Origin of the sequence: Streptomyces sp. NPDC005485, from assembly GCF_040606085.1 — a bacterium.
GTDB lineage: Bacteria > Actinomycetota > Actinomycetes > Streptomycetales > Streptomycetaceae > Streptomyces.
Window position 1 is genome coordinate 33629 of record NZ_JBEXDZ010000006.1, and the last position, 24144, is coordinate 57772.

General features: G+C 70.8%; 20 protein-coding genes. 9 read left to right on the top strand and 11 right to left on the bottom strand.

Annotated elements, in window-relative coordinates:
- Window positions 1-87: 87 nt before the first annotated feature.
- The 4 genes from ABZS97_RS04025 (at window position 88) to ABZS97_RS04040 (ending at window position 4639) form a co-directional block, all read left to right on the top strand.
- Entirely contained in the window at window positions 88-1308 is a 1221-nt protein-coding gene (locus ABZS97_RS04025) for a low temperature requirement protein A (RefSeq protein ID WP_356133259.1), read from the top strand.
- Window positions 1309-1326: 18 nt separating this feature from the next.
- Window positions 1327-2379, top strand: a complete 1053-nt coding sequence (locus ABZS97_RS04030; protein WP_356133261.1) for a P1 family peptidase — start codon at window positions 1327-1329, stop codon at window positions 2377-2379.
- Between the two features lie 138 nt (window positions 2380-2517).
- Window positions 2518-3735, top strand: a complete 1218-nt coding sequence (locus ABZS97_RS04035; RefSeq protein WP_356133263.1) for an Ig-like domain-containing protein — start codon at window positions 2518-2520, stop codon at window positions 3733-3735.
- Between the two features lie 157 nt (window positions 3736-3892).
- Complete coding sequence (locus tag ABZS97_RS04040) at window positions 3893-4639, top strand: DUF6227 family protein (RefSeq protein ID WP_356133265.1); 747 nt, start codon at window positions 3893-3895, stop codon at window positions 4637-4639.
- A gap of 52 nt (window positions 4640-4691) precedes the next feature.
- Here ABZS97_RS04040 and ABZS97_RS04045 read toward each other — a convergent pair whose 3' ends face one another.
- The 5 genes from ABZS97_RS04045 to ABZS97_RS04065 all read right to left on the bottom strand — a co-directional run bounded on the left by ABZS97_RS04045 (window position 4692) and on the right by ABZS97_RS04065 (window position 10970).
- Window positions 4692-4949, bottom strand: a complete 258-nt coding sequence (locus ABZS97_RS04045) for a hypothetical protein (RefSeq protein ID WP_356133267.1) — start codon at window positions 4947-4949, stop codon at window positions 4692-4694.
- A 96-nt stretch (window positions 4950-5045) separates the two neighbouring features.
- The gene (locus ABZS97_RS04050; protein ID WP_356133269.1) at window positions 5046-7175 is read right to left on the bottom strand and encodes a fructose-specific PTS transporter subunit EIIC; all 2130 of its coding nucleotides are present in this window, start codon (window positions 7173-7175) and stop codon (window positions 5046-5048) included.
- Window positions 7176-7533: 358 nt separating this feature from the next.
- The gene (gene pfkB / locus ABZS97_RS04055; protein ID WP_356133271.1) at window positions 7534-8481 is read right to left on the bottom strand and encodes a 1-phosphofructokinase; all 948 of its coding nucleotides are present in this window, start codon (window positions 8479-8481) and stop codon (window positions 7534-7536) included.
- A complete protein-coding gene (locus ABZS97_RS04060) occupies window positions 8478-9239 on the bottom strand; it encodes a DeoR/GlpR family DNA-binding transcription regulator (protein ID WP_356133273.1) in 762 nt (253 codons plus the stop codon). Before ABZS97_RS04060 ends, pfkB begins: the two co-directional genes overlap by 4 nt.
- A gap of 186 nt (window positions 9240-9425) precedes the next feature.
- Window positions 9426-10970 (bottom strand): MFS transporter, encoded by a 1545-nt coding sequence (locus ABZS97_RS04065; RefSeq protein ID WP_356133275.1) that lies wholly within the window; start codon window positions 10968-10970, stop codon window positions 9426-9428.
- A gap of 116 nt (window positions 10971-11086) precedes the next feature.
- On the opposite strand from ABZS97_RS04065, the gene ABZS97_RS04070 reads away from it, so the two are divergent.
- A complete protein-coding gene (locus ABZS97_RS04070) occupies window positions 11087-12061 on the top strand; it encodes a WYL domain-containing protein (RefSeq protein WP_356133277.1) in 975 nt (324 codons plus the stop codon).
- Window positions 12062-12104: 43 nt separating this feature from the next.
- Here the strand turns inward: ABZS97_RS04070 and ABZS97_RS04075 are convergent, their stop codons facing one another.
- Window positions 12105-12764 (bottom strand): TetR family transcriptional regulator, encoded by a 660-nt coding sequence (locus ABZS97_RS04075; protein ID WP_356133372.1) that lies wholly within the window; start codon window positions 12762-12764, stop codon window positions 12105-12107.
- A gap of 472 nt (window positions 12765-13236) precedes the next feature.
- On the bottom strand, window positions 13237-14238 hold the full coding sequence (locus ABZS97_RS04080; RefSeq protein WP_356133279.1) for a sigma-70 family RNA polymerase sigma factor: 1002 nt from the start codon (window positions 14236-14238) through the stop codon (window positions 13237-13239).
- 173 nt (window positions 14239-14411) lie between these two features.
- Here ABZS97_RS04080 and ABZS97_RS04085 point away from each other — a divergent pair, with 173 nt between their 5' ends.
- Complete coding sequence (locus tag ABZS97_RS04085; protein ID WP_356133281.1) at window positions 14412-14927, top strand: N-acetyltransferase family protein; 516 nt, start codon at window positions 14412-14414, stop codon at window positions 14925-14927.
- A gap of 37 nt (window positions 14928-14964) precedes the next feature.
- Here the strand turns inward: ABZS97_RS04085 and ABZS97_RS04090 are convergent, their stop codons facing one another.
- The gene (locus tag ABZS97_RS04090; RefSeq protein ID WP_356133284.1) at window positions 14965-15750 is read right to left on the bottom strand and encodes a class III extradiol ring-cleavage dioxygenase; all 786 of its coding nucleotides are present in this window, start codon (window positions 15748-15750) and stop codon (window positions 14965-14967) included.
- A 143-nt stretch (window positions 15751-15893) separates the two neighbouring features.
- On the opposite strand from ABZS97_RS04090, the gene ABZS97_RS04095 reads away from it, so the two are divergent.
- Complete coding sequence (locus ABZS97_RS04095) at window positions 15894-16409, top strand: MarR family transcriptional regulator (RefSeq protein WP_356133286.1); 516 nt, start codon at window positions 15894-15896, stop codon at window positions 16407-16409.
- Between the two features lie 175 nt (window positions 16410-16584).
- On the opposite strand, the gene ABZS97_RS04100 is transcribed toward ABZS97_RS04095, so the two are convergent.
- Both ABZS97_RS04100 and ABZS97_RS04105 read right to left on the bottom strand, forming a co-directional pair.
- On the bottom strand, window positions 16585-18132 hold the full coding sequence (locus tag ABZS97_RS04100) for an MFS transporter (RefSeq protein ID WP_356133288.1): 1548 nt from the start codon (window positions 18130-18132) through the stop codon (window positions 16585-16587).
- Window positions 18133-18330: 198 nt separating this feature from the next.
- Window positions 18331-18981 (bottom strand): helix-turn-helix domain-containing protein, encoded by a 651-nt coding sequence (locus ABZS97_RS04105; protein WP_356133290.1) that lies wholly within the window; start codon window positions 18979-18981, stop codon window positions 18331-18333.
- A 273-nt stretch (window positions 18982-19254) separates the two neighbouring features.
- Between ABZS97_RS04105 and ABZS97_RS04110 the strand changes: the two genes are divergently transcribed.
- Both ABZS97_RS04110 and ABZS97_RS04115 read left to right on the top strand, forming a co-directional pair.
- Window positions 19255-20550 (top strand): M6 family metalloprotease domain-containing protein, encoded by a 1296-nt coding sequence (locus ABZS97_RS04110; protein ID WP_356133292.1) that lies wholly within the window; start codon window positions 19255-19257, stop codon window positions 20548-20550.
- A gap of 193 nt (window positions 20551-20743) precedes the next feature.
- On the top strand, window positions 20744-22381 hold the full coding sequence (locus ABZS97_RS04115; RefSeq protein ID WP_356133374.1) for an IclR family transcriptional regulator C-terminal domain-containing protein: 1638 nt from the start codon (window positions 20744-20746) through the stop codon (window positions 22379-22381).
- Window positions 22382-22512: 131 nt separating this feature from the next.
- Here ABZS97_RS04115 and ABZS97_RS04120 read toward each other — a convergent pair whose 3' ends face one another.
- Window positions 22513-24090, bottom strand: coding sequence for an MFS transporter (locus ABZS97_RS04120; RefSeq protein ID WP_356133294.1), 1578 nt, complete (start codon window positions 24088-24090; stop codon window positions 22513-22515).
- Window positions 24091-24144 lie beyond the last annotated feature (54 nt).

The window sequence follows — 24144 nt, forward strand, 5'->3', positions numbered from 1 at the left end:
CGCATCGGCCCACGCCCGCGCCCGCCCCGTCGCCTTCGGGTGCCGTGCCGTCTCCCGGGCCCGGGAGTTTCTGATGTGCTTGGCCGTATGACGTCCACTTCCCCATCAGAAGCCGCTTCCACGCCACAGCCGGTCCCGCGTGGACCGCTGCGCACCATGACCGCACGCGGTCGGGACGAGGAACACCGGGTCGCGTCGCCGCTGGAACTCTTCTTCGACCTCTGTTTCGTGGTGGCCATCGCCCAGGCCGGTGTCCAACTGGTGCACTCCGTGGCCGAGGGGCACGCGGGCGAGGGCGTCCTCAACTACGCGATGGTCTTCTTCTCCATCTGGTGGGCGTGGATGAACTTCACGTGGTTCGCCTCCGCGTACGACAACGACGACGCGCTCTACCGGGTCGTCACCCTGGTCCAGATCGCCGGAGTCCTGGTGCTCGCCGCCGGGGTGACGCGGGCGTTCGAGGACCACGCGTTCCTGCTCGTCTGGCTCGGTTACGTGATCATGCGGTTCGCGATGATCGCGCAGTGGCTGCGGGCGTCACGCGCGGCCGAGGGCAGTGAGAGAACCACGGCGCTGCGGTATGCGGGCGGTGTGCTGCTGTGCCAGGTCGGCTGGGTGGGTTTGTTCCTGCCGGAGCCCGCCCTTCCCTGGGTGTTCCTGGTGATGGTGGCCGCCGAGCTGTGCGTCCCGCTGTACGCGGAGAAGAGCTTCACCACGTCCTGGCACCCGCACCACATCTCCGAGCGGTACGGGCTGTTCACGATCATCGTGCTGGGCGAGACGATCGCCGCCGCCACGGTCGCCGTGAAGTCGGCCATGGACGAGCAGGAGGCCCTGGGCGAGTTGCTGCCGATCGCCGCGGGCGGGCTGCTGATCGTCTTCTCCGCGTGGTGGATCTACTTCGCGGTCCCCATCCACGGTCGGCTGCGCTCCAACGGGCAGGCCTTCCTGTGGGGTTACGGCCATTACGTGATCTTCGCGTCGGCGGCGGCGATCGGTGCGGGCCTGGAGGTCGCGGTGGAGCAGGCGGTCGGCAAGGCGCACGTCTCGACGCTTGCCGCGTCCGGTGCGGTGACCCTGCCGACGGCGCTGTACCTGCTGACGGTGTGGGCGTTGCATGCCCGCCACTTCAAGGTGGGCATCGCCCAGCAGCTCGTCCTTCCGGTGACCGCGCTGCTGGTCCTCGTGTGCACGTTCCTGGGCGACTGGGGAGTGCTCGCGGCCGGCATCGTGGCGGCGCTGGCGGTGGCGGCCGGGGTGACGCTGATCGGGCGGGCCCCGGAGCGGGGGGAGGCGGAGGCCGTCTAGCGAAGGAACACTGGGCGCATGACAGTTGACGCTCTGACGGATGTCGCGGGCCTGCGTGTGGGGCATGCGACACGCACCGGCGACGGTTGGCTCACCGGCAGCACGGTCGTGCTCACCCCCGAGGGGGGCGCGATCGCGGCTGTGGACGTACGTGGAGGCGGCCCCGGCACGAAGGAGACCGACGCGCTCGACCCGCGCAACCTGGTGCAGAAGGTCGAGGCGGTCGTCCTGACCGGGGGCAGCGCCTACGGGCTGGACTCGGCGTCCGGGGTGATGGCCTGGCTGGAGGAAAGGGGACGCGGGGTACGTGTGGGCCCGAGCCCGGCGCACGTCGTCCCGGTCGTGCCCGCCGCCTGCGTCTTCGACCTGGGCCGCGGCGGCGAGTTCCGGGCGAGGCCGGACGCGTCGACGGGCCGGGCCGCGGTCGAGGCCGCCGCCGCGAGCGAACCCGGTGCTCCGGTGCGGGAGGGGTGCGTGGGCGCCGGCACGGGAGCGACGGTCGGCGCGGTCAAGGGCGGGATCGGAACGGCGAGTGCCGTCCTCGACTCGGGGATCACGGTGGCGGCGCTGGTGGTGGCCAACGCGGCGGGGTCGGCTGTGGATCCGCTGACGGGGGCGTTGTACGGGGAGTTGTTCCAGGGCCGTATGGCATATCCGTCGGACGAGGTCCACGAGACGGCCCGGCTGCGGCTGGCCGAGGCGGCCGCGAAGAACTCCCCTCCCCCGCTGAACACCACGCTCGCGGTCGTCGCCACCGACGCCGACCTGACGCGCGCGCAGGCGCAGAAGCTCGCGGGCACGGCGCACGACGGCATCGCGCGGGCCGTGCGGCCGGTGCATCTGCTGAACGACGGGGACACGGTGTTCGCGCTGGCCACGGGTGCTCGGCCGCTCGCCGCCGGGAATCCCCTCGCGCTGAACGAGATCCTCGCGGCGGGCGCGGACCTGGTCACGCGCGCGATCGTCCGGGCCGTGCGCGCGGCCGAGTCGGTGGACGGGCCCGGCGGGTCATGGCCCTCGTACCGGGAGCTCTACGGCAGCGAACGCGGCAGCGGACACGGCAGCGATTAGGGACGACGGTTGGCTGATTGTCCTGGTTCTGTCACGTGATGGCGTCAGGCGTGGAGGGCGGGAACCCTTCGCGCCACGGCTCGCTCTCTCTCCACGTACTGGAGCGGATCACGCACATCACGACACTTGGAGCAGCTCGTGGCAACGCCGGACATAACAGCGCGGCGCGCACTGGGCGCCTGTGCCGCCCTGGTGGTCGGCGCCCTCACCCTGACCGCCTGCGGCGGCAATGCCAACGCCGACACCGACGGCAAGAACGGCAAGGGCGGCACCAAGACGTCGACGGCGAAGATCGCGATCTCCGCCAAGGACGGTTCGACGAGCGCGTCCATCAACGCCACCGGGGTGAAGGTCAGCGACGGGAAGCTGACCGATGTGAGGATGACGGTGGCGGAGGCGGGCACGGAGGTGGCCGGGTCGGTTTCCGGGGACGGGAAGAGCTGGAAGCCCGCGAAGCAGTTGGAGCGCGGCACCAAATACCGGATCTCCGCGACCGCCAAGGACTCCGACGGCCGGACCTCGGCCGCCAACTCCATTTTCACGACCGTCGATTCGGCCAACAGCTTCATCGGCACGTACACGCCGGACAACGGCACCACGGTCGGCGCCGGCATGCCGGTGTCCTTCACCTTCGACAAGGCGATCAGCGCGAAGAAGGCCGTGCAGTCGCACATCACGGTCACCTCCAGCAGCGGGCAGCAGGTTGTCGGGCACTGGTTCGGGACGCAGCGGCTCGACTTCCGGCCGAAGGAGTACTGGAAGGCGGGCTCCAAGGTCACCATGAAGATCGACCTGGACGGTGTGCAGGGTGCCGGTGGCATCTACGGCGTGCAGAAGAAAACGGTCACCTTCACCGTCGGGCGCTCCCAGGTGTCCACGGTCGACGTGAAGACGCAGACCATGACGGTCGTGCGCGACGGCAGGACCCTCAAGTCGATCCCGATCTCGGCGGGCAGCGCGGAACACACCACGTACAACGGGCAGATGGTGATCTCCGAGAAGTTCCGGCAGACGCGTATGAACGGCTCGACGGTCGGTTATGGCGGCGAGTACGACATCCCGGACGTGCCGGACGCGATGCGGCTGACGACGTCGGGGACGTTCGTGCACGGCAACTACTGGTACAACCAGGGGAACCCGCCGTTCGGCCGGGAGGGCACGAGCCACGGCTGTGTCGGGCTCGCGGACGTGCAGGGGGCGCAGGGCGACACGCCTGCCCACTGGTTCTTCGACAACTCCCTCGTCGGGGACGTGGTCGTCGTGAAGAACTCCCCCGACAAGACGGTCGCGCCGGACAACGGTCTCAACGGCTGGAACATGGCGTGGAGCGCGTGGACCGCGGGAAGTGCCGTCTGACGAGGGCTTTTTGGCGCTTCGGCGGGCCGCGGGGGAACTTGCCGCGCGGCCCGCTCGTTTTCTGTGCGGACGTTTTCTCGGTTCGAGGACATGATGTCCGACCGAGGGGCTACGGTATGCACCCACGAGGTGACATGCAGCAACGCCGGGAGAAACCTTGAGCGTTCCGTACGAGACGGCAGCGTACGAACAACCCGAGTCGCCCGAGTCTCCGGAGGAGCACCTTGAGCGACTTCTCGGGCGTGCCCTGAACTCCTTCGAGCTGCCCGACGACGCGATACGGCGACTCGACTGCGCGCTGGCGCACGACAGTTCACTGCACTCCGCGCACCACAGCGCGGGGCTGCACCGCGAGACGTACCGACACACATGGCTGCTCGTGGACGGCTCTGCGCTCACCCTGTGGGAGCTCGTCCACAACACGGCACCCGGCAGCCATCCGCAGCACGAGGTGTACGTGGACGAGGAGGAGCTGCGCGCGGCGACGGCCAGGCTGCCGCTACCGCCGGACGCCCCCGACTTCGAACTGCCCGTGATGGTGCAGCTGTCGCCGATCCCCGAGCCCCGGCACGCCTACGTGCCCGACGACTCGGCGGATCACGCGCGCCGGCTGCTGCGGCGGGCGGAGAATCCGGACGGCCCGGGTGCGGACATCGTCGCGCTGCTGCGCACGGCGACCGCCCACCAGATCACCCAGGCCTTCGGGCGCCCGTGCCGGGCCGGTCAGGTGAGGCTCTGCTTCTCGCTGTACGAGCACGCTTTCCTGCTGCGCGACGGGCAGGAGATCTCCCTGTGGGAGGTCGAGCACACGGCGACGCCGGACAAGCGGCACATGTGCGAGGTCTATCCGACGGAGGGCGCGGCGCGCGAGGCGATGGAGCGCCGGGCGGCTCAGCGGAGTTAGCCCATCACCCTGGCGAGGCTGCCGGCTCATCCGGCCGAAGCGGGCCTTCCGGTTACGGTCGGCCGTCGCTGAACTGGCGTACCAGACCGTCGAATGCGTCGCGTTCCGCCGGGGTCAGCTCGACGCATTCCACGCCGGGGCCCGTCTGGCGCTGGCTGGGCAGGGCCCACAGAGCGTCGCCGGGGCGCACCGCCGTGGCCTCGAACCGGTTCCGGCGCAGGAGCCGTACCAGGCCGACGACCCAGACGGCGGTCGCCAGGACGAGGACGGTCACGCCTGTCAGTTGGAGGATCGACGGGTGCTCGGGCATACGTTCCAGTAGACACCACAGTCCGGGACTTTGGTCCCGGACCGTGACGCATCTCGCAGGTGCGGCAAATGACTCACCGTTGCCGCAAAGGGTAATTCAGGCCGCGACCGGCTCCTTTGAGTCGGCCTTGGCGGATATCGGTGCCCCGGCCGGCTCGGCGGCGCCCCCGGGAGCCTGCTTCCGCATGCCCTTCAGGACGACCACCAGGGCGGTGGAGACGCAGACACCCGCGGCGATGGCGACGAGGTAGAGGAACGGGTTGCCCATCAGCGGGACCACGAAGACGCCGCCGTGCGGGACGCGCTGCGAGGCGCCGAAGGCCATCGACAGGGCGCCGGTGACCGCGCCGCCCGCCATCGAGGCCGGGATGACGCGCAGCGGGTCGGCCGCCGCGAACGGGATCGCGCCCTCCGAGATGAAGGAGGCGCCGAGGACCCAGGCCGCCTTGCCGTTCTCGCGTTCGGTCTCGGTGAAGAGCTTGCCGCGCACGGTCGTGGCGAGGGCCATGGCCAGCGGCGGAACCATGCCGGCCGCCATCACCGCGGCCATGATCTTCATGGCGGAGTCGCTGGGGCTGGCGACCGCGATACCGGCGGTGGCGAAGGTGTACGCGACCTTGTTGACGGGGCCGCCGAGGTCGAAGCACATCATCAGGCCGAGGATGACGCCGAGTCCGATGGCGTTGGCTCCGGAGAGGCCGTTGAGCCAGTCGGTCATGCCCTTCTGGGCGGACGCGATCGGCTTGCCGATCACCACGAACATCAGGAAGCCGACGACGATCGAGGAGATCAGTGGGATCACGACGACCGGCATGATGCCGCGCATCACCGGCGGGATGTCGATCTTCTGGATCGCCAGGACGGTCGCGCCGGCGATCAGACCCGCGGCCAGACCGCCGAGGAAGCCCGCGTTGATGGTGAGGGAGATCGCGCCGCCGACGAAGCCGGGGACGAGGCCTGGCCGATCCGCCATGCCGTAGGCGATGTAGCCCGCCAGGACCGGGACCAGGAAGCCGAAGGCCGCGACGCCGATCTGGAAGCTGAGCGCACCCCAGCTGTCGATCTGGCCCCAGTCGAAGTGCTGGGTGACCGACGGCATCTTGGCGACCAGGTACCCGTTGTCGCCGCCCAGGGCGAAGCCGAGGGCGATCAGCAGACCGCCCGCGGCGACGAACGGCACCATGTAACTGACGCCGGACATCAGCCACTTGCGGAGCTTGGTTCCGTAGCCCTCGCCGGAGTCGCCGACGCGCTCGACGGGGCTGCCGGGCGACGCGGCGCCCGCGGTGACCTCGCCGCGCTCCGCCTTGCCGCGGACCTCGGAGATCAGCTCGGCGGGGCGGTTGATGCCCGCCTTCACGCCGACGTCGACGGTCGGCTTTCCGGCGAAGCGGTCCTTTTCCCGTACGGGCACGTCGTGGGCGAAGATCACGCCGTCCGCGGCGGCGATGACGGCCGGGTCGAGCCGGGCGAAGCCGGCCGAGCCCTGCGTCTCCACGACGATCTCGACGTCGGCGGCGTCGCGTCCCGCGTTCTCCAGCGACTCGGCGGCCATGTACGTGTGCGCGATGCCGGTGGGGCAGGAGGTGACGGCGACGATACGGAAGGGGCGCGCGTCCTCGCCGCCGGTGGCGCCCGGCGCCGGGGCGGGTCCGTCCTCGACGGTCGCACCCGGCACCGGGGCCGTGCTGCCCGCGGCGGCGTCGGAGGAGGCCGTCCCGGCCGGCGCCGCCGCGGAGTCCGTGGCTTCCTGGGTGCCGTCCGACGCGGCCGCGGCCGCCGGGGACGAGTCCCCGCGGATGAGTGCGGCCGCGGCCCCCGCGTCGTCCACGGACCGCAGCGCGGACGTGAACTCGGCGTTCATCAGCTGGCGGGCCAGGGACGACAGGATCGTGAGATGCGCGTCGTCGGCGCCCGCCGGTGCGGCGATCAGGAAGATCAGGTCGGCGGGCCCGTCCGGCGCGCCGAAGTCGATGCCGGCGGCGCTGCGCCCGAAGGCGAGCGTCGGCTCGGTGACATGGGCGCTCCGGCAGTGCGGGATGCCGATGCCGCCGTCGAGGCCGGTCGGCATCTGGGCCTCGCGGGCGGCCACGTCGGCGAGGAAGCCGTCGAGGTCGGTCACCCGGCCCAGGGTCACCATGCGCTCGGCGAGGGCGCGTGCCGCCGCCTCTTTGGTATCGGCGGACAGGTCGAGGTCGACCAGGTCCGCGGTGATCATCTCGCTCATCGCGGGCTCCTTCGCACGCGTGCCGCCCGAGGGGAGTGGTGGGCGGGGGTGGGGACGGGGGTGCTGCACCCGGAGGGGGGCTCCGAGGGGATGGGGATGCCAGGGGTGGCAGGAGTGCCAGGGGTGGCACGAGGGGCGGAGGCGGGGCCGGGGAAGCCCCGCCTCCGGACGGCTGCGGCGAGGAACGGGGAGTACCGCCGCGTCAGGGCCGGTTCAGGGGATGTGCGGGGTGCGGACATCGCCGTACGGGACGCACGGGACACGCGGGACTCGCCGGACGCGCGGACCGTCGTACGGAACGCGCCCGTCGCGCAGGTGTGCGGCTCACCGCATGCGCCGCGGGTGCGTCGTCCGGTGTTCATGACACCGGCTCCGTCAGGGCGCGGTCCATGGGGATCTCCGGGGTGACCGTGACGGTGGAGGGGTCGAGGTCGGCCGGGGTCGGCATCACGCTGCCGGGGAGTCGGACGGCCGCGGCGCCGTGGGCGACGGCGGAGGCGAGGGCCCCGGGGCCGCTGCCGCCGGCGATCAGGAAGCCGGCGAGCGAGGAGTCGCCGGCGCCCACGTTGCTGCGTACGGCGTCGACGCGCGCGCTGGCGAACCAGGCGCCCGACCCGTCGACGAGCAGTTGCCCGTCCGCGCCGAGGCTCGCGAGCACGGCGCGGGCGCCCAGTTCGCGCAGTTCCTCGGCCGCCTTCATCGCGTCGCCCACCGTGGCGAGGGGGCGCCCGACGGCTTCCGCGAGCTCCTCGGCGTTCGGCTTGACCACGTCGGGCCGCTCGCGCAGCGCGGCCAGCAGCGCGGGCCCGGAGGTGTCCAGCGCGATCCGCGCGCCCTCGGCGTGCGCCCGCGCGACCAGGGTGGCGTACCACGACGGCGCGAGCCCCCGCGGCAGGCTCCCGCAGCACGCGATCCAGGCGGCGTCGCGGGACTGCTGTCGTACGGTCTCCAGGAGCAGTTCCTCCTCGGCCGCCGACAGTTCAGGACCGGGAGCGTTGATCTTCGTCAGTACGCCGTCCGCCTCGGCGAGCGCGATGTTCGAGCGGGTGGCCCCGGCGACCGGGACCGGCGCGACCTCGATGCCCTGCGCGTCGAGCAGGTCCGCGACGAGTGCGCCCGGCGCACCGCCCAGGGGCAGTACGGCCACCGTGCGCTGTCCGGCGGCGGCGACCGCCCGTGAGACGTTCACGCCCTTGCCGCCCGGGTCCATGCGCTCGCCGGTGGCCCGGATGACCTCGCCGCGGTCGAGCGAGGGGACCTCGTAGGTGCGGTCCAGGGAGGGGTTGGGGGTGACGGTGACGATCATGCGCGTACTACTTCCGTGCCGGCGCGCTCAATGGCGGTGGCGTCCTCGGGGCTCAACCCGCTGTCGGTGATCAGCAGGTCCACATCGCTCAGGTCGCCGAAGCGGGCGAAGTGTTCCTGGCCGTGCTTGGCGGAGTCGGCGAGCAGGACCACACGGCGCGCGGCGTGGACGGCGGCGCGCTTCACGGCGGCCTCGGCGAGGTCGGGGGTGGTCAGTCCGTACTCGGCGGAGAAGCCGTTGGCGGCGATGAACAGGACGTCGGCGCGGATCTCGCCGTACGCGCGCAGCGCCCAGGCGTCCACGGCGGCGCGCGTCCGGTTCCGTACGCGCCCCCCGACCAGGTGGAGCTGGATGCCGGGGTGGTCCGCGAGGCGGGCCGCGTTCGGCAGGCTGTGGGTGACGACGGTGAGCGTCGACTCCAGCGGGATCATTCCGGCCAGCCGCGCGACCGTTGTACCGGCGTCGAGGATCATCGTGCCCTCGGCCGGCAGCTCCGCGAGGGCGGACTTGGCGATCCGGTCCTTCTCGTCGGCCGCGGTGGACTCGCGCTCGGCGAGGTCGGGCTCGAAGTCCAGGCGTCCGGCCGGTATCGCACCACCGTGCACGCGGCGTACCAGGCCCGCACGGTCGAGGGCCTTCAGGTCGCGGCGGATGGTCTCCGCGGTGACCTGGAACTCCTCGGCCAGCGACAGGACGTCCACCCGGCCGCCGTCACGGGCGAGCCGCAGGATCTCCTGCTGCCGCTCCGGTGCGTACATGTCCGTTCGCCTCCGATTGATGCCCGAACCTGTGGTTTCAGTCGGAGGCTACGCCCGGATTTCCGGAAAGTAAACAGGTTCGGGCTTCAAGTGGGCATGAACGGACTTTCGTCAAGCGTGAGGGAACAGCCATGGCCCCGCACCTGAGGTGCGGGGCCATGAGGCAGTGCTCTGGTTCGGAAGGGGTCAGGAGACGAGCTCCGGCTCCTTCGCCGCCCCCTCCGTCGCCCCGTCCTCGGCACCCTCCACGTGCTGCGCCGGCCGCTTCGGCAGGGCGAACATCAGCAGGAAGATGACGCCCATCACCGCCGCGACCCAGCCCAGCGAATGCTCGAAGGCGTTCGCGAAGGCGGGTCCCACCTGGGCCGCGGTGATCCGGTCGCTTATCTCGCCGAAGAAGACCACGGACACCAGCCCGAGCCCGAGCGCGTTGCCCATCTGCTGCACGGTGTTGATGAGTCCGGACGCCGAACCGGCGTGCTCGCGCGGGACCTCCGAGAGCACCGCGTCGGTCAGCGGGGCCACGATGAAGCCCATCCCGGCGCCCATGACCACCAGGGGGAGCGCCATCTGCCAGGAGGCGATGTCCATGCCGTACCGGTCGGACTCCCAGATGTAGATGAGCACGCCGAGCCCCATGATCAGGGCGCCCGCCTGGAGCACCTTGCGGCCGAAGCGCGGGACCAGCAGCTGTACCGACATGCCCGCCGCAGCCGACACGGCGATCGAGAACGGGACGCCGGTCAGACCGGCGTGCAGCGGGGTCCAGCCCAGCCCGTACTGCATGTACATCGTCCAGACCAGGAAGAAGATGCCGAGCGCGACACCGAAGACGGTCTGTACGGCGATGCCCGCGGCGAAGCTCTTCACCTTGAACAGCGACAGCTCGACCAGCGGCGAACCGTCCCGCGCCGCCTTCCGCCGCTCGTACGCCACCAGCGCCGCGAACACACCGAGCGCGCCGACCATCGACACGTACCCCCACAGCGGCCAGCCCAGCTCACGGCCACGGGTGAGCGGGTAGAGCAGCATCAGCAGGCCGAGGGTGACGAGCGCGACGCCGACGAGGTCCAGCTTGAGCGCCTTCGGCGCCTTGGACTCGGTGATGAACTTCCGGCCCAGGATCAGCGCGGCCACGCCCACCGGCAGGTTGATGAGGAAGATCGGCCGCCATTCGAGCCCGAACAGGTTCCACTCGGTGAGCAGGGCGCCGAGCAGCGGACCGGACACCGCGCCGAGTCCGACGACCGCGCCGAAGAGCCCGAAGACCTTGCCGCGCTCGTGCGCCGGGAACGTCGCGTGCACGATCGACAGCACCTGCGGCACCATCATCGCGGCCATGCCGCCCTGCAGAATGCGCGAGGCGACGAGCATCTCCGGGTTCGCGGCGAAGCCGCAGAGCGCGGAGGCGAGCGTGAATCCGCCGACGCCTATGAGGAACAGCCGCTTGCGGCCGTGGATGTCGCCGAGCCTTCCACCGGTGATGAGCCCGGCGGCGAAGGCCAGCGCGTAGCCCGCTGTGATCCACTGGATCTGGCTGAACGACGCGCCCGCGTCGCGCTGGATCGACGGGATCGCGATGTTGACGATCGTGACGTCGACCAGGTCCATGAAGGCGGCGGTCATCACGATGGCGAGCGCGAACCAGCGGCGCCGGTCGGTGGTGTCCGCTGCGGCGGCCCCGGCGGCCTCGGCGGCCGGTGTGCTCGGAGGGGTCTCGGTGGAGGTCATGCATCGAAGATTAGGACCCCATTAGGTCAGATCGTGTCCTAGTTGTGCGGCAATCTGAAAGACATGACGACAACACGGAACGACGACCGTGACGAACGCCCGCCCGAGGGGGCCTCATGACCACCGACACGCCGGCACGGCTGCTTCAGCTCCTCTCGCTCCTCCAGACCCCCCGCGAATGGCCCGGCGGCGAGCTCTCCGAGCGGCTCGGGGTGTCCCGTCGCACGGTCCGCCGCGATGTCGACCGGCTGCGCGAGCTGGGGTATCCGGTGCAGGCCACCAAGGGTTCCGACGGCGGGTACCGGCTGGTGGCCGGGAAGGCGATGCCGCCGCTCGTGCTGGACGACGAGGAGGCGGTGGCTATCGCGGTGGGGCTGCGGGCCGGCGCCGGGCACGCCGTCGAGGGCGTGGACGAGGCCTCCGTACGCGCCCTCGCCAAGCTGGAGCAGGTGCTGCCGAGCCGGCTTCGGCACCGGGTGTCCGTCCTCCAGGCCGCGACCACCCCGCTGACCAGCGGCGACGGGGCGAGCATCGCGCCCGAGACGCTGACCGTGATGGCCTCGACGGTGGCCGGGCAGGAGCGGCTGCGGTTCGCGTACCGCTCCGGGGACGGCACGCCGTCGCGGCGCCTGACCGAGCCCTACCGGCTCGTGTCGACCGGCCGCCGCTGGTACCTCGTCGCGTACGACCTCGACCGCGAGGACTGGCGGACCTTCCGCGTCGACCGGGTCACCGAGCCCTTCGCGACGGGGGCCCGCTTCACCCCGCGCGAGCTGCCCACGGGGGACGCTGCGGAGTTTCTGCGGCAGTCGATGTTCCGGCGCCAGGAGACCTACGAGTTCGACGTCACGTTCGCCGCGCCCGCCGACTTCATCATCGCGCGCCTGCCCAAGTGGGTCGGCCCACCGGAGCCGATCGACGACCACAGCTGCCGGCTGCGCGGCTCCTCCGGCGACTCCGTGGAGTGGCTGGCGGTGCGCATCGCGATGGTGGACTGCGAGTTCACGGTCCACGAGCCGCCGGAACTGGTCGGATACGTACGGGACCTGGGGGCTCGGCTGACTCGGGCGGCAGGCGGCCGGGCGGCGTGAGCACCCGCCGCTGAGCACGCCGTACAGCGCTTCGTGCGGCCCTTCATGCGGCGTTCCAGGGGAAGTCCCGCAGCGCCCCGAGGTGGCGCAGCGCCAGCTCGGCCGGGCCCTCCGGGCCGTCCGCCGCTGCGTCCCCGGCGGCCCAGGCCTCCACAGCCACGCGGACCGCCGCGCTCGCCACGGCGGCACCGAAACGGAGCTCGGGCGAGACGGCGATGGGGGCGGGGGCAGAAGCGGCCGAGACGTCGGGCTCGGCGGGGGCAGAAGCGGCCGAGACGTCGGGCTCGGCGCGCCCCTCGCCCCCGGAGACCCGCACCGTCAGCACCCTCGCGAGCGTCCGCTCCCCCGTCTGGCAGGCCTCGCCCCAGACCCGCAGCAGGGCCGGGCTGGTCTCCGCCAGCCGGATCAGGGAGCGGACCCACTCCAGGGATTCCCGCCGTACGCCTACGCCGGGTGTCAGGGTCTGCTTGACCGCGTGCCGGAGCGCCTCGGGGACGGACAGGTCGGCGGGGGCGTCGCGTACTGCCTCCGCCCACTTCTGGGCGCCTGCGGCGAAGAGGGGGCCGAGCGCCTCCTCCTTGCTCGCGAAGTAGCGGTAGAACGTGCGTGGCGCGATGCCGGCGGCGCGGGCGATGTCCTCGGCGCGGGTGGCCCGCAGACCGTTCCGCATGAAGAGCGCGGCCGCGGACCGGGCGATCTCCATGCGCGTGGCGGCCTTGCGTCGTTCGATCAGCGAAGGGCCCGACCGCGGCGCCCTTCCGCCAGGGGTGGTACCGGTCACAAACGGCAGGTTATGCCTCTGTGGCACAATCTGCCATCCGGGTCACCCCGGGGTTCAGGTTCGGGGTGGCCCGTCGGCCTGCCCGAAACCCGCCGCTCCGCGTGTGTGATGCCGGAAATGGAGCCGAGCCCCGGCGCCAGGGGGGGTGAGGCGCCGGAGCTCGGCTCTGGAAGAGTCCCGACGCGAGGGGGGAGTGCGTCGGAACTCGGCTCTGTGGGTCCTGGGCGCGGTGCCCGGGACCGTTCAGTGGGTCCTGAAGGCTGGGCCCTGAAGTCTTGTGCCCAGTGCTCAGCAGGTTGAAGCGGCCTTACATGGCCATGTCCGGTCGATTTTCGCCCCCGTTTCGACCGCGACACGACCCTTTGTGTCATCGTGCGTCATCGACGACGCTTCCTTACGCCGCCGCGTCGAAGCCGGTGTCGCGGGCGAGCTTCTTCAGTTCCAGCAGGGCGTGCTTCTCGATCTGGCGGATGCGCTCGCGTGTGAGGCCGTGCTGCTTGCCGACCTCGGTGAGCGTGCGCTCCCGGCCGTCCTCGATGCCGTACCGCATCTTGATGATCGAGGCCGTGCGCTGGTCGAGGCGGCCGATCAGGTCGTCCAGTTCCTCGCTGCGCAGCAGGGTCAGGACCGACTGCTCCGGCGAGACCGCGGACGTGTCCTCCAGGAGGTCACCGAACTGGGTGTCACCGTCGTCGTCCACCCCCATGTTCAGCGAGACCGGGTCGCGGGCCCAGTCCAGGACGTCACCCACGCGCTCCGGGGTCGAGCCGAGCTCGGCGGCGATCTCCGTGTGCTCGGGGTCGCGCCCGTGCTCGCGGTTGAACTCGCGCTGCACCCGGCGTATCCGGCCCAGTTCCTCGACCAGGTGGACGGGGAGGCGGATCGTGCGCGACTGGTCGGCGATGGAGCGGGTGATGGCCTGGCGGATCCACCACGTGGCGTACGTGGAGAACTTGAAGCCCTTGCGGTAGTCGAACTTCTCGACCGCGCGCACCAGGCCGGCGTTGCCCTCCTGGATCAGGTCGAGGAGCGGGAGGCCGCTGCGGGGGTAGCGGCGCGCCACGGCGACGACCAGCCGGAGGTTCGAGCGGATGAAGACGTCCTTGGCCCGCTCGCTCTCGGCGACGAGCGCTTCGAGTTCCTCACGGGTCGCCTCGGCCTTGGCATCGCCGACCTCCCCGGCAAGGATCTGCTGGGCGAACACACCCGCCTCGATGGTCTGCGACAGCTCGACTTCCTTCGCGGCGTCGAGCAGCGGCGTACGCGCGATTTCGTCGAGATACATGCCGACCAGGTCGCGGTCGGCGATCTCGCCGCCTGAGGTGCGAACGCTGTTTGCCGTGTCGGATCCGCGAGTGGCGGACGTACGACGCGCGGCGACGGCACGGGTTGCCATGCGTGCTCCCTTGCGATGGTGGGCTAGCGGGTGGTCCAGAACACTGGGTTCACCCTCGTCGGGTGCCCGGCATCCGATGGAAACAACGACTGGAAACCGGACAGAATTCCCACCCACCCCCTTATTTTTCTGATCATGCAGTACCCTGTGCCGCCACACCGGGAGGCCAAACGTTGTCGAAACGTACAGAGGTGCAGGTCAGGCCAGGAGTCGAAGCTGACCTCGACGCCCTCACGGACATCTACAACCACTACGTGCGTGAGACGCCGATCACATTCGACACCGCCGTCTTCACGCCGGAAGAACGGCGCCCCTGGCTGCTCTCCCACCCTGAAGACGGCCCGCATCGGCTCATGGTTGCCAGCGATGTGAACTCACAGGCGATTCTTGGGTACGCCACATCCAGCGCGTTTCGCCCCAAGCCCGCGTACGGCACCTCCGTGGAGGTGACCGTCTACCTCGCCCCCGATGCGGGTGGGCACGGTATCGGCACACTTCTCTACAAGTCCCTCTTCGAGGCCCTGGCCGGGGAGGACCTGCACCGGGCCTACGCGGGCATCGCCCAGCCGAACGAGGCGTCCGCGCGGCTGCACGAACGCTTCGGCTTCCGGCACATCGGCACCTATCGCGAGGTGGGCCGCAAGTTCGGCCGCTACTGGGATGTCGCCTGGTACGAGAAGGAGCTGTAGGGCTGTAGGTCTGCAGGGCCGCCCCACCGCCGCGAGGTCAGCCGAACTGCACCGACCGCTTCGCCAGCCCCATCCAGAAGCCGTCGATCACCGACCGCTGCCCGTCCAGCTCCCCCGTCGCGTCCGCCGCGCCCATCGCCACGAAGAGCGGGGCGAAGTGCTCGGTGCGGGGGTGGGCCAGCCGCCCGGCCGGGGACTTGCGGGTGAAGTCGAGCAGCGCGTCCCAGTCACGGGTGTCCAGCGCCCGGTGGCCCCAGTCGTCGAACTCGACCGACCAGGACGGGATGCCGCCCTGCCGCAGCGCCGCCAGGTTGTGCGTGAAGAACCCGGAGCCCATGATCAGGACGCCTTCGTCGCGCAGCGGGGCCAGCTTGCGGCCGATCTCGAACAGCCGGACCGGGTCGAGGGTCGGCATGGAGATCTGCAGGACCGGGATGTCGGCGCCCGGGAACATCTCGACGAGCGGGACGTACGCCCCGTGGTCGAGTCCGCGGTCCGGGATGTCCTGCACCGGGGTGCCGGGCGCGCGCAGCAACTTCCGTACGGACTCGGCGAGTTCGGGGGCGCCGGGAGCCGCGTACGTCACCTGGTAGTAGTGCTCGGGGAAGCCCCAGAAGTCGTACACGAGGGGGACGGTGTGCACCGCGCCGAGGGCGAGCGGGGCCTCCTCCCAGTGGGCGGAGACGACGAGGATCGCCTTGGGGCGCGGGAGGTCGGCCGACCAGGCGGCGAGTTCACCGGGCCAGACCGGGTCGTCCGCGAGCGGCGGGGCGCCGTGACTGAGATAGAGGGCGGGCATGCGCTCCTGAGTGGCGGCGGACATGACGGCGACTCCCTCCGGTGGATCAGCGATCCGAGGCCCTGCGCCCCGGCTTTCTGAATCTACTTGAATCCTCAAGCTTCTCTGCGCACAGCCTACCCCTTGGTTGTTTAATGTTCAAGGAGAAGGCTCGTACAGTGGAGTACATGAACACGGCACCGGCATCCGTACCCGCAGAAGAGCCCCGCTGGCTCACCGACGAGGAGCAGCGCATCTGGCGCTCCTACATGCACGCCACCACCCTCCTCGAGGACCACCTCGACCGCCAGTTGCAGCGTGACGCGGGTATGCCGCACATCTACTACGGCCTCCTCGTCGCGCTCGCCGAGGCACCGGAGCGCCGGCTGCGGATGACCGAGCTGGCCATGATGGCGAAGATCACCCGTTCCCGGCTCTCCCACGCGATCGCCCGCCTGGAGAAGAACGGCTGGGTGCGCCGCGAGGACTGTCCCTCCGACAAGCGGGGCCAGTTCGCGGTGCTGACCGACCAGGGCTACGAGGTCCTCGGCCGGACCGCGCCGGGCCATGTGAGCGCCGTACGGCAGGCGATGTTCGAGCGGCTCTCCCCCGAACAGCAGAAGGCCCTCGGCGAGATCATGGAGATCGTCGCCGAGGGACTCCAGCCGAAGGACCCGGGCGCCGACCTGCCCTGGCTGCGATAGCCGACCGGCAGAGGCAGCGGGTGGCGGACGCGGGTCCGCCCCGGCTCCGCTGAGTGCGGAACCGGGGCGGACCCTGGGATTCGTACGTGCGAGGCGTCCCCACCCCTCGTACGTACGCGAAGTACCCGGAGGAAAGCGGCTCGGCCGATGAGGGGCTGCCGGTGAGGTCAGCCGGTCAGTGGGCGATCACCGGCACCTTGAGCTCGTCCTCGACGCCGTCGCCCTCGGTCGAGCCGGAGGCCGGGGTGAGGTCCGGGCGGCCGGCGTTGACGAAGGTGAAGGCGATCGCCGAGGCGACGACGAGGATGCCGACGGCGAACCAGATCGCGCTGGTGTAGCCCTTCACCATGGCCTCCAGCTGCACGAGCTGCTGCTGCGGCTTGGAGGCAGCGCCGGCGATGTGGTCCTTGATGTACGACGTGGTGGCCGAGGCGGCGATCGTGTTCAGCAGCGCCGTACCGATCGCGCCGCCCACCTGCTGCGAGGTGTTGACCATGGCCGAGGCGACACCGGCGTCACGCGGCTGCACGCCGATGGTGGCCAGCGACATCGCCGGCATGAACGCCGTACCCATGCCGAGGCCGAGCAGCAGCATGGCCGGCAGCAGCAGAGCGGCGTAGGAGGAGCCGATCTCCATCTGGGTCAGCAGCAGCATGCCGACCGCGGCGGTCAGGAAGCCGGGGCCCATCAGCAGCCGCGCCGGGACGCGGGTCATCAGGCGGGCGCCGATCTGGGTGGAGCCCGTGATCATGCCCACGATCATCGGCAGGAAGGCGAAGCCGGTCTTGACCGGCGAGTAGCCCTTCACGATCTGCAGGTAGTAGGTCAGGAAGAGGAACAGGCCGAACATCGCGATGATCGCGAGGCCGAGCGAGAGGTACACACCACCGCGGTTGCGGTCGGTGATGACGCGCAGCGGCAGCAGCGGCGCCTTGACGCGGGACTCGACGAACACGAAGGACGCGAGCAGCACGGCGGAGGCGACGAACATGCCGATGGTCACGGAGTCGCTCCAGCCCTCGGACTCGGCGCGCGTGAAGCCGTAGACCAGGGAGACCAGACCGAGGGTCGAGAGGATGACGCCCGGGATGTCGAGCGGCGAGCGGTTGCGGCCGCCGGCCGGCTCACGGATGACGAAGTACGCGCCCGCGGCCGCGACGATCGCGAACGGGATGTTGACGAAGAAGGTCCAGCGCCAGTTCAGGTACTCGGTGAGGAATCCGCCGAGGATCAGGCCGACGGCGCCACCGCCACCGGCGATCGCACCGTAGATGCCGAACGCCTTCGCGCGCTCCTTGGCGTCGGTGAACATCACCGCGAGCAGGGAGAGCGCGGCGGGCGCGAGCAGCGCGCCGAAGGCACCCTGCAGGGCGCGGGAGCCGAGCAGCATGGCCTCGCTCTGGGCGGCGCCGCCGAGGGCGGAGGCGAGGGCGAAGCCGATCAGGCCGGTGACGAAGGTGCGCTTGCGGCCCCAGATGTCGGCGATACGGCCGCCGAAGAGCAGCAGTCCGCCGAAGGCGAGGGCGTAGGCCGTGATGACCCACTGCCGGTTGCCGTCCGATATCCCCAGATCCTGCTGGGCGGAGGGCAGTGCGATGTTCACGATCGTCGCGTCGAGGACGACCATCAGCTGGGCGAGCGCGATGAACGCGAGCGCCTTCCAGCGGTTGCTGTGAGCGGCCCGCTCCTCCAAGGAGGCGGTGGCCTTTGCTGTTTCAGACATGGGGATACCCACTCCGGGACTTCGTAGCGAATTTCGCAGTGAACTTCGCGGTGAATTTCGCGGTGAATTTCTAGACCCGCGAGGAACGTCGATGGCGAAAAAGTTGAGGAAGGAGGCGGTCCGTCGGCGCTGACGGCCGGAAGCCTGTTGCGAGTGGTGACCGGCGACGGGCGCCGAACCAATCGGTCGATCGGACGGTTACGGGGTGGCTCGTCGCAGGTCCTCCACGGTCGCGGCCGCGCCCGGCAGCACGGAGCGGGCGGGCGCCCGCAGCCCGTCCAGGAACAGCTGCAGATGACGGTGGACGAAGCTGTCGATGCCCTGGCACGCGGTGCCGGGCAGCGGCCTGCTGAGCTGGCTGAGGGCGATCATCAGGTCGCCGAACTCGACGTCGGGGCGCAGCTGCCCTGCCGTACGGGCGCGCCGCATCAGCTCCTCCACCCGTTCCGTCGCCCGCTCGCGTGCGGCGAGCAGGTCCGGGTGGCTCTGGTCGAAGCTCCCGCTGAGCATCGGGCAGAGCGCGCCGATCCGGTCCTCGACGGAGGCGTGCACGAAGCGGCTCAGCGCCTCGAAGGCATCGCCGTCCTCGGCCAGCGCCGTCTCGATCCGCTCCGACATACGGTCCATGACCGAGCAGACGACCTCGCGGGCCAGGGCGTCCCGGTCCGGGAAGTTGCGGTACACCGTGGCGTTGCCGACACCGGCCCGGCGGGCGATCTCGTCGAACGGCACCTCGTGGCCGAACTCGACGAACATCTCGCGGGCGGCGGCGACGATCCGCTCCCGGTTGCGCAGGGCATCGGCCCGCGGCCGGGGCACTCGGCGCTGCACGGGGGTGGCGGTCTCCACGGCGTACTCCTCGACTGACGGATGACTCTGGGTGCGATCCGGGGAGTGGATCCCCGTTTCACTCGGACACATGGCTAAACGGGGAAACGATCCCCGGTTATTTCCCGCTCCCGGATTGTTTTCATGTGACCTGAGTCACATGCCCAACAGGGGCCTTCGGACAGGAACCCCTCGATCGGTCGACTCCAGCGCGCGCCCCCGCATCCCTCGACACAGGGTGATCGAAAGGGTGCAGCCGGCGACCGGTGGCTGCCGTGGAGCGAAGGGCCGCGTATGCAGCCGACCAGCCGTCGCGTGCAGCCCGTCAGCCGTCGGATACGCCCGCGCCGCGCGGCCGCGCTCGCCTCGGTGACCGTCCTGACGCTGGCGGTCAGCACCTCCGCCGGCACCGGGCACCTGACGGCGGGCCCCTCCGCGGCGGGCTCCATCGCGCTGGCCCGCACCACGGCGCTCGGTCCCTGCATGATCAACGGCCCCACGGACGTCCAGATGTCCGAGGGCCTGCCTACCCAGACCGGCTACTCCCGCTCCACCGGTACCGTCCGGGCCCTCAACCTCATGGTCGACTTCTCCGACGCGCCCGGGCAGGGCAGCGCCCTCGACCGGTTCCACGAGTTCTTCCCGCAGACCCAGAAGTGGTTCGCCACCAGTTCCTACGGCCGCCTCGACTACCGCCCCGAAGCCCCGATCCCGCACTGGCTGCGCATGCCCAAGTCCTTCAGGGCCTACGGCATAGAGCGCGGCGCCCCTTTCGACCCCGGCTACCGCGACCTGGTCCAGGACATCGTGGCCGCGGCCGACCCCAAGGTCGACTTCCGCTCCTACGACCTCCTGAACGTCCTGGTCACCCCGAACGCGGGCCCCTCCGCCCTGGACACCGTCCTGTCGGTGACGTTCGCCGGGAACGCGGAGGCGCCGGTCGCGGACGGCGTCCCCGTCGCCAACGCGTCCTTCATCTACAGCCGCCAGGACGACGGCTCCGGCTCCTACCCGGACACCGGCTACCGGGTGCTGCCGCACGAGAACGGCCACACCTTCGGCCTGCCCGACCTCTACACGGCGGACGGCGGCGGCGCCGTCGGGCACTGGGACATCATGAGCGAGGACTGGGGCGCCGACAACGACCTGCTCGGCTGGCACAAGTGGAAACTGGGCTGGCTCGACGACTCCCAGGTCAGCTGCGCCGCGGCACGCGGGCCCACCGAGTACACGCTCACTCCGCTGGCCCGGACCGGCGGCGCCAAGCTCGTCTTCGTACCGATCAGCAGGAAGACCGGCTACGCCCTCGAACTGCGCACCCGCGAGGGCAACGACTCCACCGTCTGCCGCCCCGGAATCCTCATCTACAAGGTCGCGGCGAACGTCGACACCGGCAACGGTCCCATCAGCGTCTACGACTCCCGGCGCGACAGCGGCGGCTGCACCCGCAGCCCCAACGTCCACGCGGAACTCTCCGACGCGACCTTCGAGCCCGGCGAGTCCTTCAAGGACCCCCGCAGCGGCATCACGATCACGGTCGCGGGGGCGGACCCCTCCGGGGACTACCGGGTGCGGGTGACGCGGCGCTGAGCGAGGCGGGCCTCCCCCTCGCCGAGCCATCAGGCGCATCTCCCGGGCACGCACTACCGTCTACGGTGTCTCTTCCGAGATCCGCAACGGAGAGCCCATGCCATCGAACGCCGCCTCGGCCGCCACTCCGGAGAGTGCGGTGCCCGCCGAGGATTTCGCCGCAGCGGTGCCTGCCGAGGCGGTCGCCCCCCTCATGCGCGGTATCGCCGTCCTGCGACGGCTGACCGAGGCCGACGGGATGTCCAGCCTGAGCGGACTGGAGCGCGCCACCGGCCTCGCCCGTTCCACGGTCGACCGGATCACCGCGACCCTCGCACGCATGGGATACGTACGCCTCGACGGCCGCGACGCCGTCCTCGCCCCACGCCTGATGGAGCTCGGCAACGCCTACCTGTCCGCGCTGCGCCTGCCTCGCCTCCTGGACGCCCACGCGGACGCCCTCGCCGACGAGTTGGACGAGTCGGTGTCCCTCGCGGTCGGCGACCGCGACGGGATCCGCTTCATCCACCAGGCGACCCGGCGCCGCGCCATGTCACTGAGCTTCCGCATCGGCGATCTCCTGCCCGCCGAACGCACCGCGCCCGGACCGCTGTTCGCCACCGAGTGGGACGACGCGCAGTGGGCGCACTGGCACGAGCGCCGCGCGTCCGACCCGGAGGACCGCGGGTTCCCGGCGGTACCGGCGCGCAGCCGGCCGATCGACGTCACCGGCGACGGCGACGGCGTACGGCGCCGACAGCCCATCCCCGGCGAGGACTTCGAGCAGCGTACGGCCGAGGCGCGGGAGGCCGGTTGGGCGCTCGACGACCAGTTGATCGAGCCGGGGCTGGTCGCCCTCTCCGTACCCGTGCGGGAGGCCGACGGCGGCCGTATCGCCTGCGTGGTGAGCGTGGTGAGCCACACCAGCCGGCACAGCGCGGCCGATCTGCGCGACACGCTGCTGCCGCGGCTGCGCGCGGCCGTCGAAACGATGGAACGGGAGCTGCGCGAGGCGCCGCCCGCCCAGCCCGCCCCCGCGTCCGGCCTCGCCGCCTGGACCGGCGCCTCCAAGCAGGAACTGGGCCGGGAGTTCATCGAGTCGCTGGCCCGCGGGCTGACCGTGATCACCTCGTTCGGCGAGGGCCGCGCCGAGCTGACGCTCACGGAGGTCGCCCAGGCCACGGGCCTCGCCCGCGCGACCGCCCGGCGCGCCCTGATCACCCTGGAGCACCTCGGATACGTCACCGCGCACGGCCGGGTCTTCCGGCTCACCCCGCGCGTCCTGGGCCTCGGCTTCCCGCCGCTGTCCCGTGCGTCGCTCCCCCAGATCGCGGCGCCGCACCTCACGCGACTCTCGCAGCGGCTGCAGGACTCGACGTCGCTCGCGATCCTCACGGGCGAGGAGATCCAGTACACGGCGCGTGTCTCCGTCAGCCGTGTCATGAGCGTCAACGTCACGACCGGCTCGCGACTGCCCGCGTACGCCACCTCGCTGGGCCGTGCGATCCTCGCCGATCTCCCGCCCACGGAACGGAAGTTGGGCCAACTGCGGCCGCTGACCCCGTACACGGTCACCGACCCGGAGCAACTGACGGCGCTGCTGGACGGCGTACGGGAGAACGGATTCGCCCTGGTCGACGGGGAGTTGGAGGAGGGGCTGCGTTCCATCGCCGTACCCGTGCGCGAGCGTGGCGGCCGGGTCGTGGCCGCCGTCAACGTCGCCATGCACAGCAGCCGCCGTACGCCCGAGGAATGCGTCGCCAAGGTGCTGCCCGAACTGCACTCGGCGGCCACGCGGATCGAGGCGGATCTGCGGGTGGCGGGGCGGTTTCGGCGGGTGTCGAACGCGTGAGTGAGGCCGGTGCCCTTGGGGGCACCGGCCTTGGTCGGTCACTGGTGGATCGAGGTGGATCGGTCAGTGGCTGGTGGATCGGTCACTGGCTGGCGGATCGGTCACTGGTTGGTGGATCGGGGTGGATCGGGTCAGGCGACGGGCGCCGACGCGGGCTTCTCGGCCTCGGCCTCGGTTTCGGTCTCGGTCTCGGTTTCGGTCTCGGCCTCGGTTTCGGTCTCGGTTTCGGCAGGGGCCGCCTCCGCCGTCTCCGGCTGCTTGCCGTTCCGCATCACCAGGGTGGCGAGGACGGCGGCGGCGAGGACGCCTGTCGCGCTGACGGTGAAGGTGGTCGACATCGAGTCGGTGAAGGCCTCCCGGGCGGCGTGGACGAGAGCGGTGTCGCCGTGGGCGACGGCCAGGGCGCCGGCGATCGACTGCTTGGCCTGCTCGGGGGCGTCGGCGGGCATCTCGTCGGCGTAGCCGCTGGTGAGCAGCGAGCCGAGGATCGCGATGCCGAGCGCGGTGCCGGCCTGCTGGATGGTGTCGTTCAGGGCGGAGCCGACGCCCGCCTTGTCCGCCGGGATCGTGCCCATCAGCGCACCGACCGCGGCCGGCATCGCCAGACCGGCACCGAGGCCGAGCAGACCCAGAGCGACGGCCGGGACCGCGAAGCCGGAGTCGGCCGAGACGGTGGTCAGCAGGGCGAAGGAGGCGACCATGAGGAGCATTCCGGCGAGGATGACGTAACGGTGGCCGATCTTCGTGGTGAGCTGCGTCCCGGCGGTGTTGCCGACGAGTGCGGCGACGGCCAGCGGTACGAAGGCGAGGCCCGCCTTGACGGGCGAGTAGCCGAGCACGAACTGCAGGTACTGGGTGAGCACCAGGAGCAGGCCGCCGTTGCCGATCTGGACGAGGGCGAGCGAGAGCGAACCGCCGCTGAAGTTGCGGCTCTTGAAGAGCACGAGCGGGACCATCGGCACGGCGGTGACGTTCTCCCAGACCACGAACCCGACGAGGGAGAGGACCGCGACGGCCAGGGTGATACCGGCGTGGCCGCCGAAGGCGCCGTGCTGCGGGAGCTCGATGATCCACCAGACCAGGGCGGTCATGCCGACCGCGGAGAGCACGGCGCCGAGCGGGTCGGCCTTCTGCCAGGGCGCCTTCGACTCGGGCATGAGGGTGAGACCGGCGAGGACGGCCAGCGCGACGACCGGGACGTTGATGAAGAAGATCGAGTGCCAGGAGAAGTGGTCGATCAGTACGCCGCCGAGCACCGGGCTGCCGACCAGGCCGAGCATCGACACCGAGCCCCAGGCCGCCATCGCCTTGCCACGTTCCTCCTCGTCGAAGACGGTGATGAGGATCGACAGCGTCGAGGGCATGATCAGCGCCCCGCCGACGCCCATCGCGGTCCTTACGGCGATGACCTCGCCCGGGTTGGTGCAGAAGGTCGCGGCCAGTGAGGCCGCCCCGAAGAGCAGCAGGCCGATGATCATGATCTTCCGTCGGCCGAACCGGTCACCGAGGCTTCCCGAGGTGAGCAGGAGCCCGGCGAAGACCAGGATGTAGGAGTCCAGGATCCACTGGGTGTCCTGGGCGCTCGCGCCGATGTCCTCCGTCATCGAGGGCACCGCGACGGTCAGCGCCATGCTGTCGACCACCAGGACCAGCGTGCTGAGGCAGAGCACGATCAGGATCCACCAGCGACGGGGATTACGGGTTTCCATGAGCTTCCCTTTCGACTGCGCACGCTGTTCCTTCGTTGCGAACACTGTACGCAG

Coding starts and splice junctions, on each gene's coding strand:
- ABZS97_RS04095 (WP_356133286.1), top strand. CDS start 15,894: ATGAACACGGCACCGGCATCCGTACCCGCAGAAGAGCCCCGCTGGCTC.
- ABZS97_RS04115 (WP_356133374.1), top strand. CDS start 20,744: ATGCGCGGTATCGCCGTCCTGCGACGGCTGACCGAGGCCGACGGGATG.
- ABZS97_RS04050 (WP_356133269.1), bottom strand. CDS start 7,175: ATGAGCGAGATGATCACCGCGGACCTGGTCGACCTCGACCTGTCCGCC.
- ABZS97_RS04030 (WP_356133261.1), top strand. CDS start 1,327: ATGACAGTTGACGCTCTGACGGATGTCGCGGGCCTGCGTGTGGGGCAT.
- pfkB (WP_356133271.1), bottom strand. CDS start 8,481: ATGATCGTCACCGTCACCCCCAACCCCTCCCTGGACCGCACCTACGAG.
- ABZS97_RS04110 (WP_356133292.1), top strand. CDS start 19,255: ATGCAGCCGACCAGCCGTCGCGTGCAGCCCGTCAGCCGTCGGATACGC.
- ABZS97_RS04120 (WP_356133294.1), bottom strand. CDS start 24,090: ATGGAAACCCGTAATCCCCGTCGCTGGTGGATCCTGATCGTGCTCTGC.
- ABZS97_RS04060 (WP_356133273.1), bottom strand. CDS start 9,239: ATGTACGCACCGGAGCGGCAGCAGGAGATCCTGCGGCTCGCCCGTGAC.
- ABZS97_RS04025 (WP_356133259.1), top strand. CDS start 88: ATGACGTCCACTTCCCCATCAGAAGCCGCTTCCACGCCACAGCCGGTC.
- ABZS97_RS04090 (WP_356133284.1), bottom strand. CDS start 15,750: ATGTCCGCCGCCACTCAGGAGCGCATGCCCGCCCTCTATCTCAGTCAC.
- ABZS97_RS04045 (WP_356133267.1), bottom strand. CDS start 4,949: ATGCCCGAGCACCCGTCGATCCTCCAACTGACAGGCGTGACCGTCCTC.
- ABZS97_RS04080 (WP_356133279.1), bottom strand. CDS start 14,238: ATGGCAACCCGTGCCGTCGCCGCGCGTCGTACGTCCGCCACTCGCGGA.
- ABZS97_RS04075 (WP_356133372.1), bottom strand. CDS start 12,764: ATGGAGATCGCCCGGTCCGCGGCCGCGCTCTTCATGCGGAACGGTCTG.
- ABZS97_RS04070 (WP_356133277.1), top strand. CDS start 11,087: ATGACCACCGACACGCCGGCACGGCTGCTTCAGCTCCTCTCGCTCCTC.
- ABZS97_RS04065 (WP_356133275.1), bottom strand. CDS start 10,970: ATGACCTCCACCGAGACCCCTCCGAGCACACCGGCCGCCGAGGCCGCC.
- ABZS97_RS04100 (WP_356133288.1), bottom strand. CDS start 18,132: ATGTCTGAAACAGCAAAGGCCACCGCCTCCTTGGAGGAGCGGGCCGCT.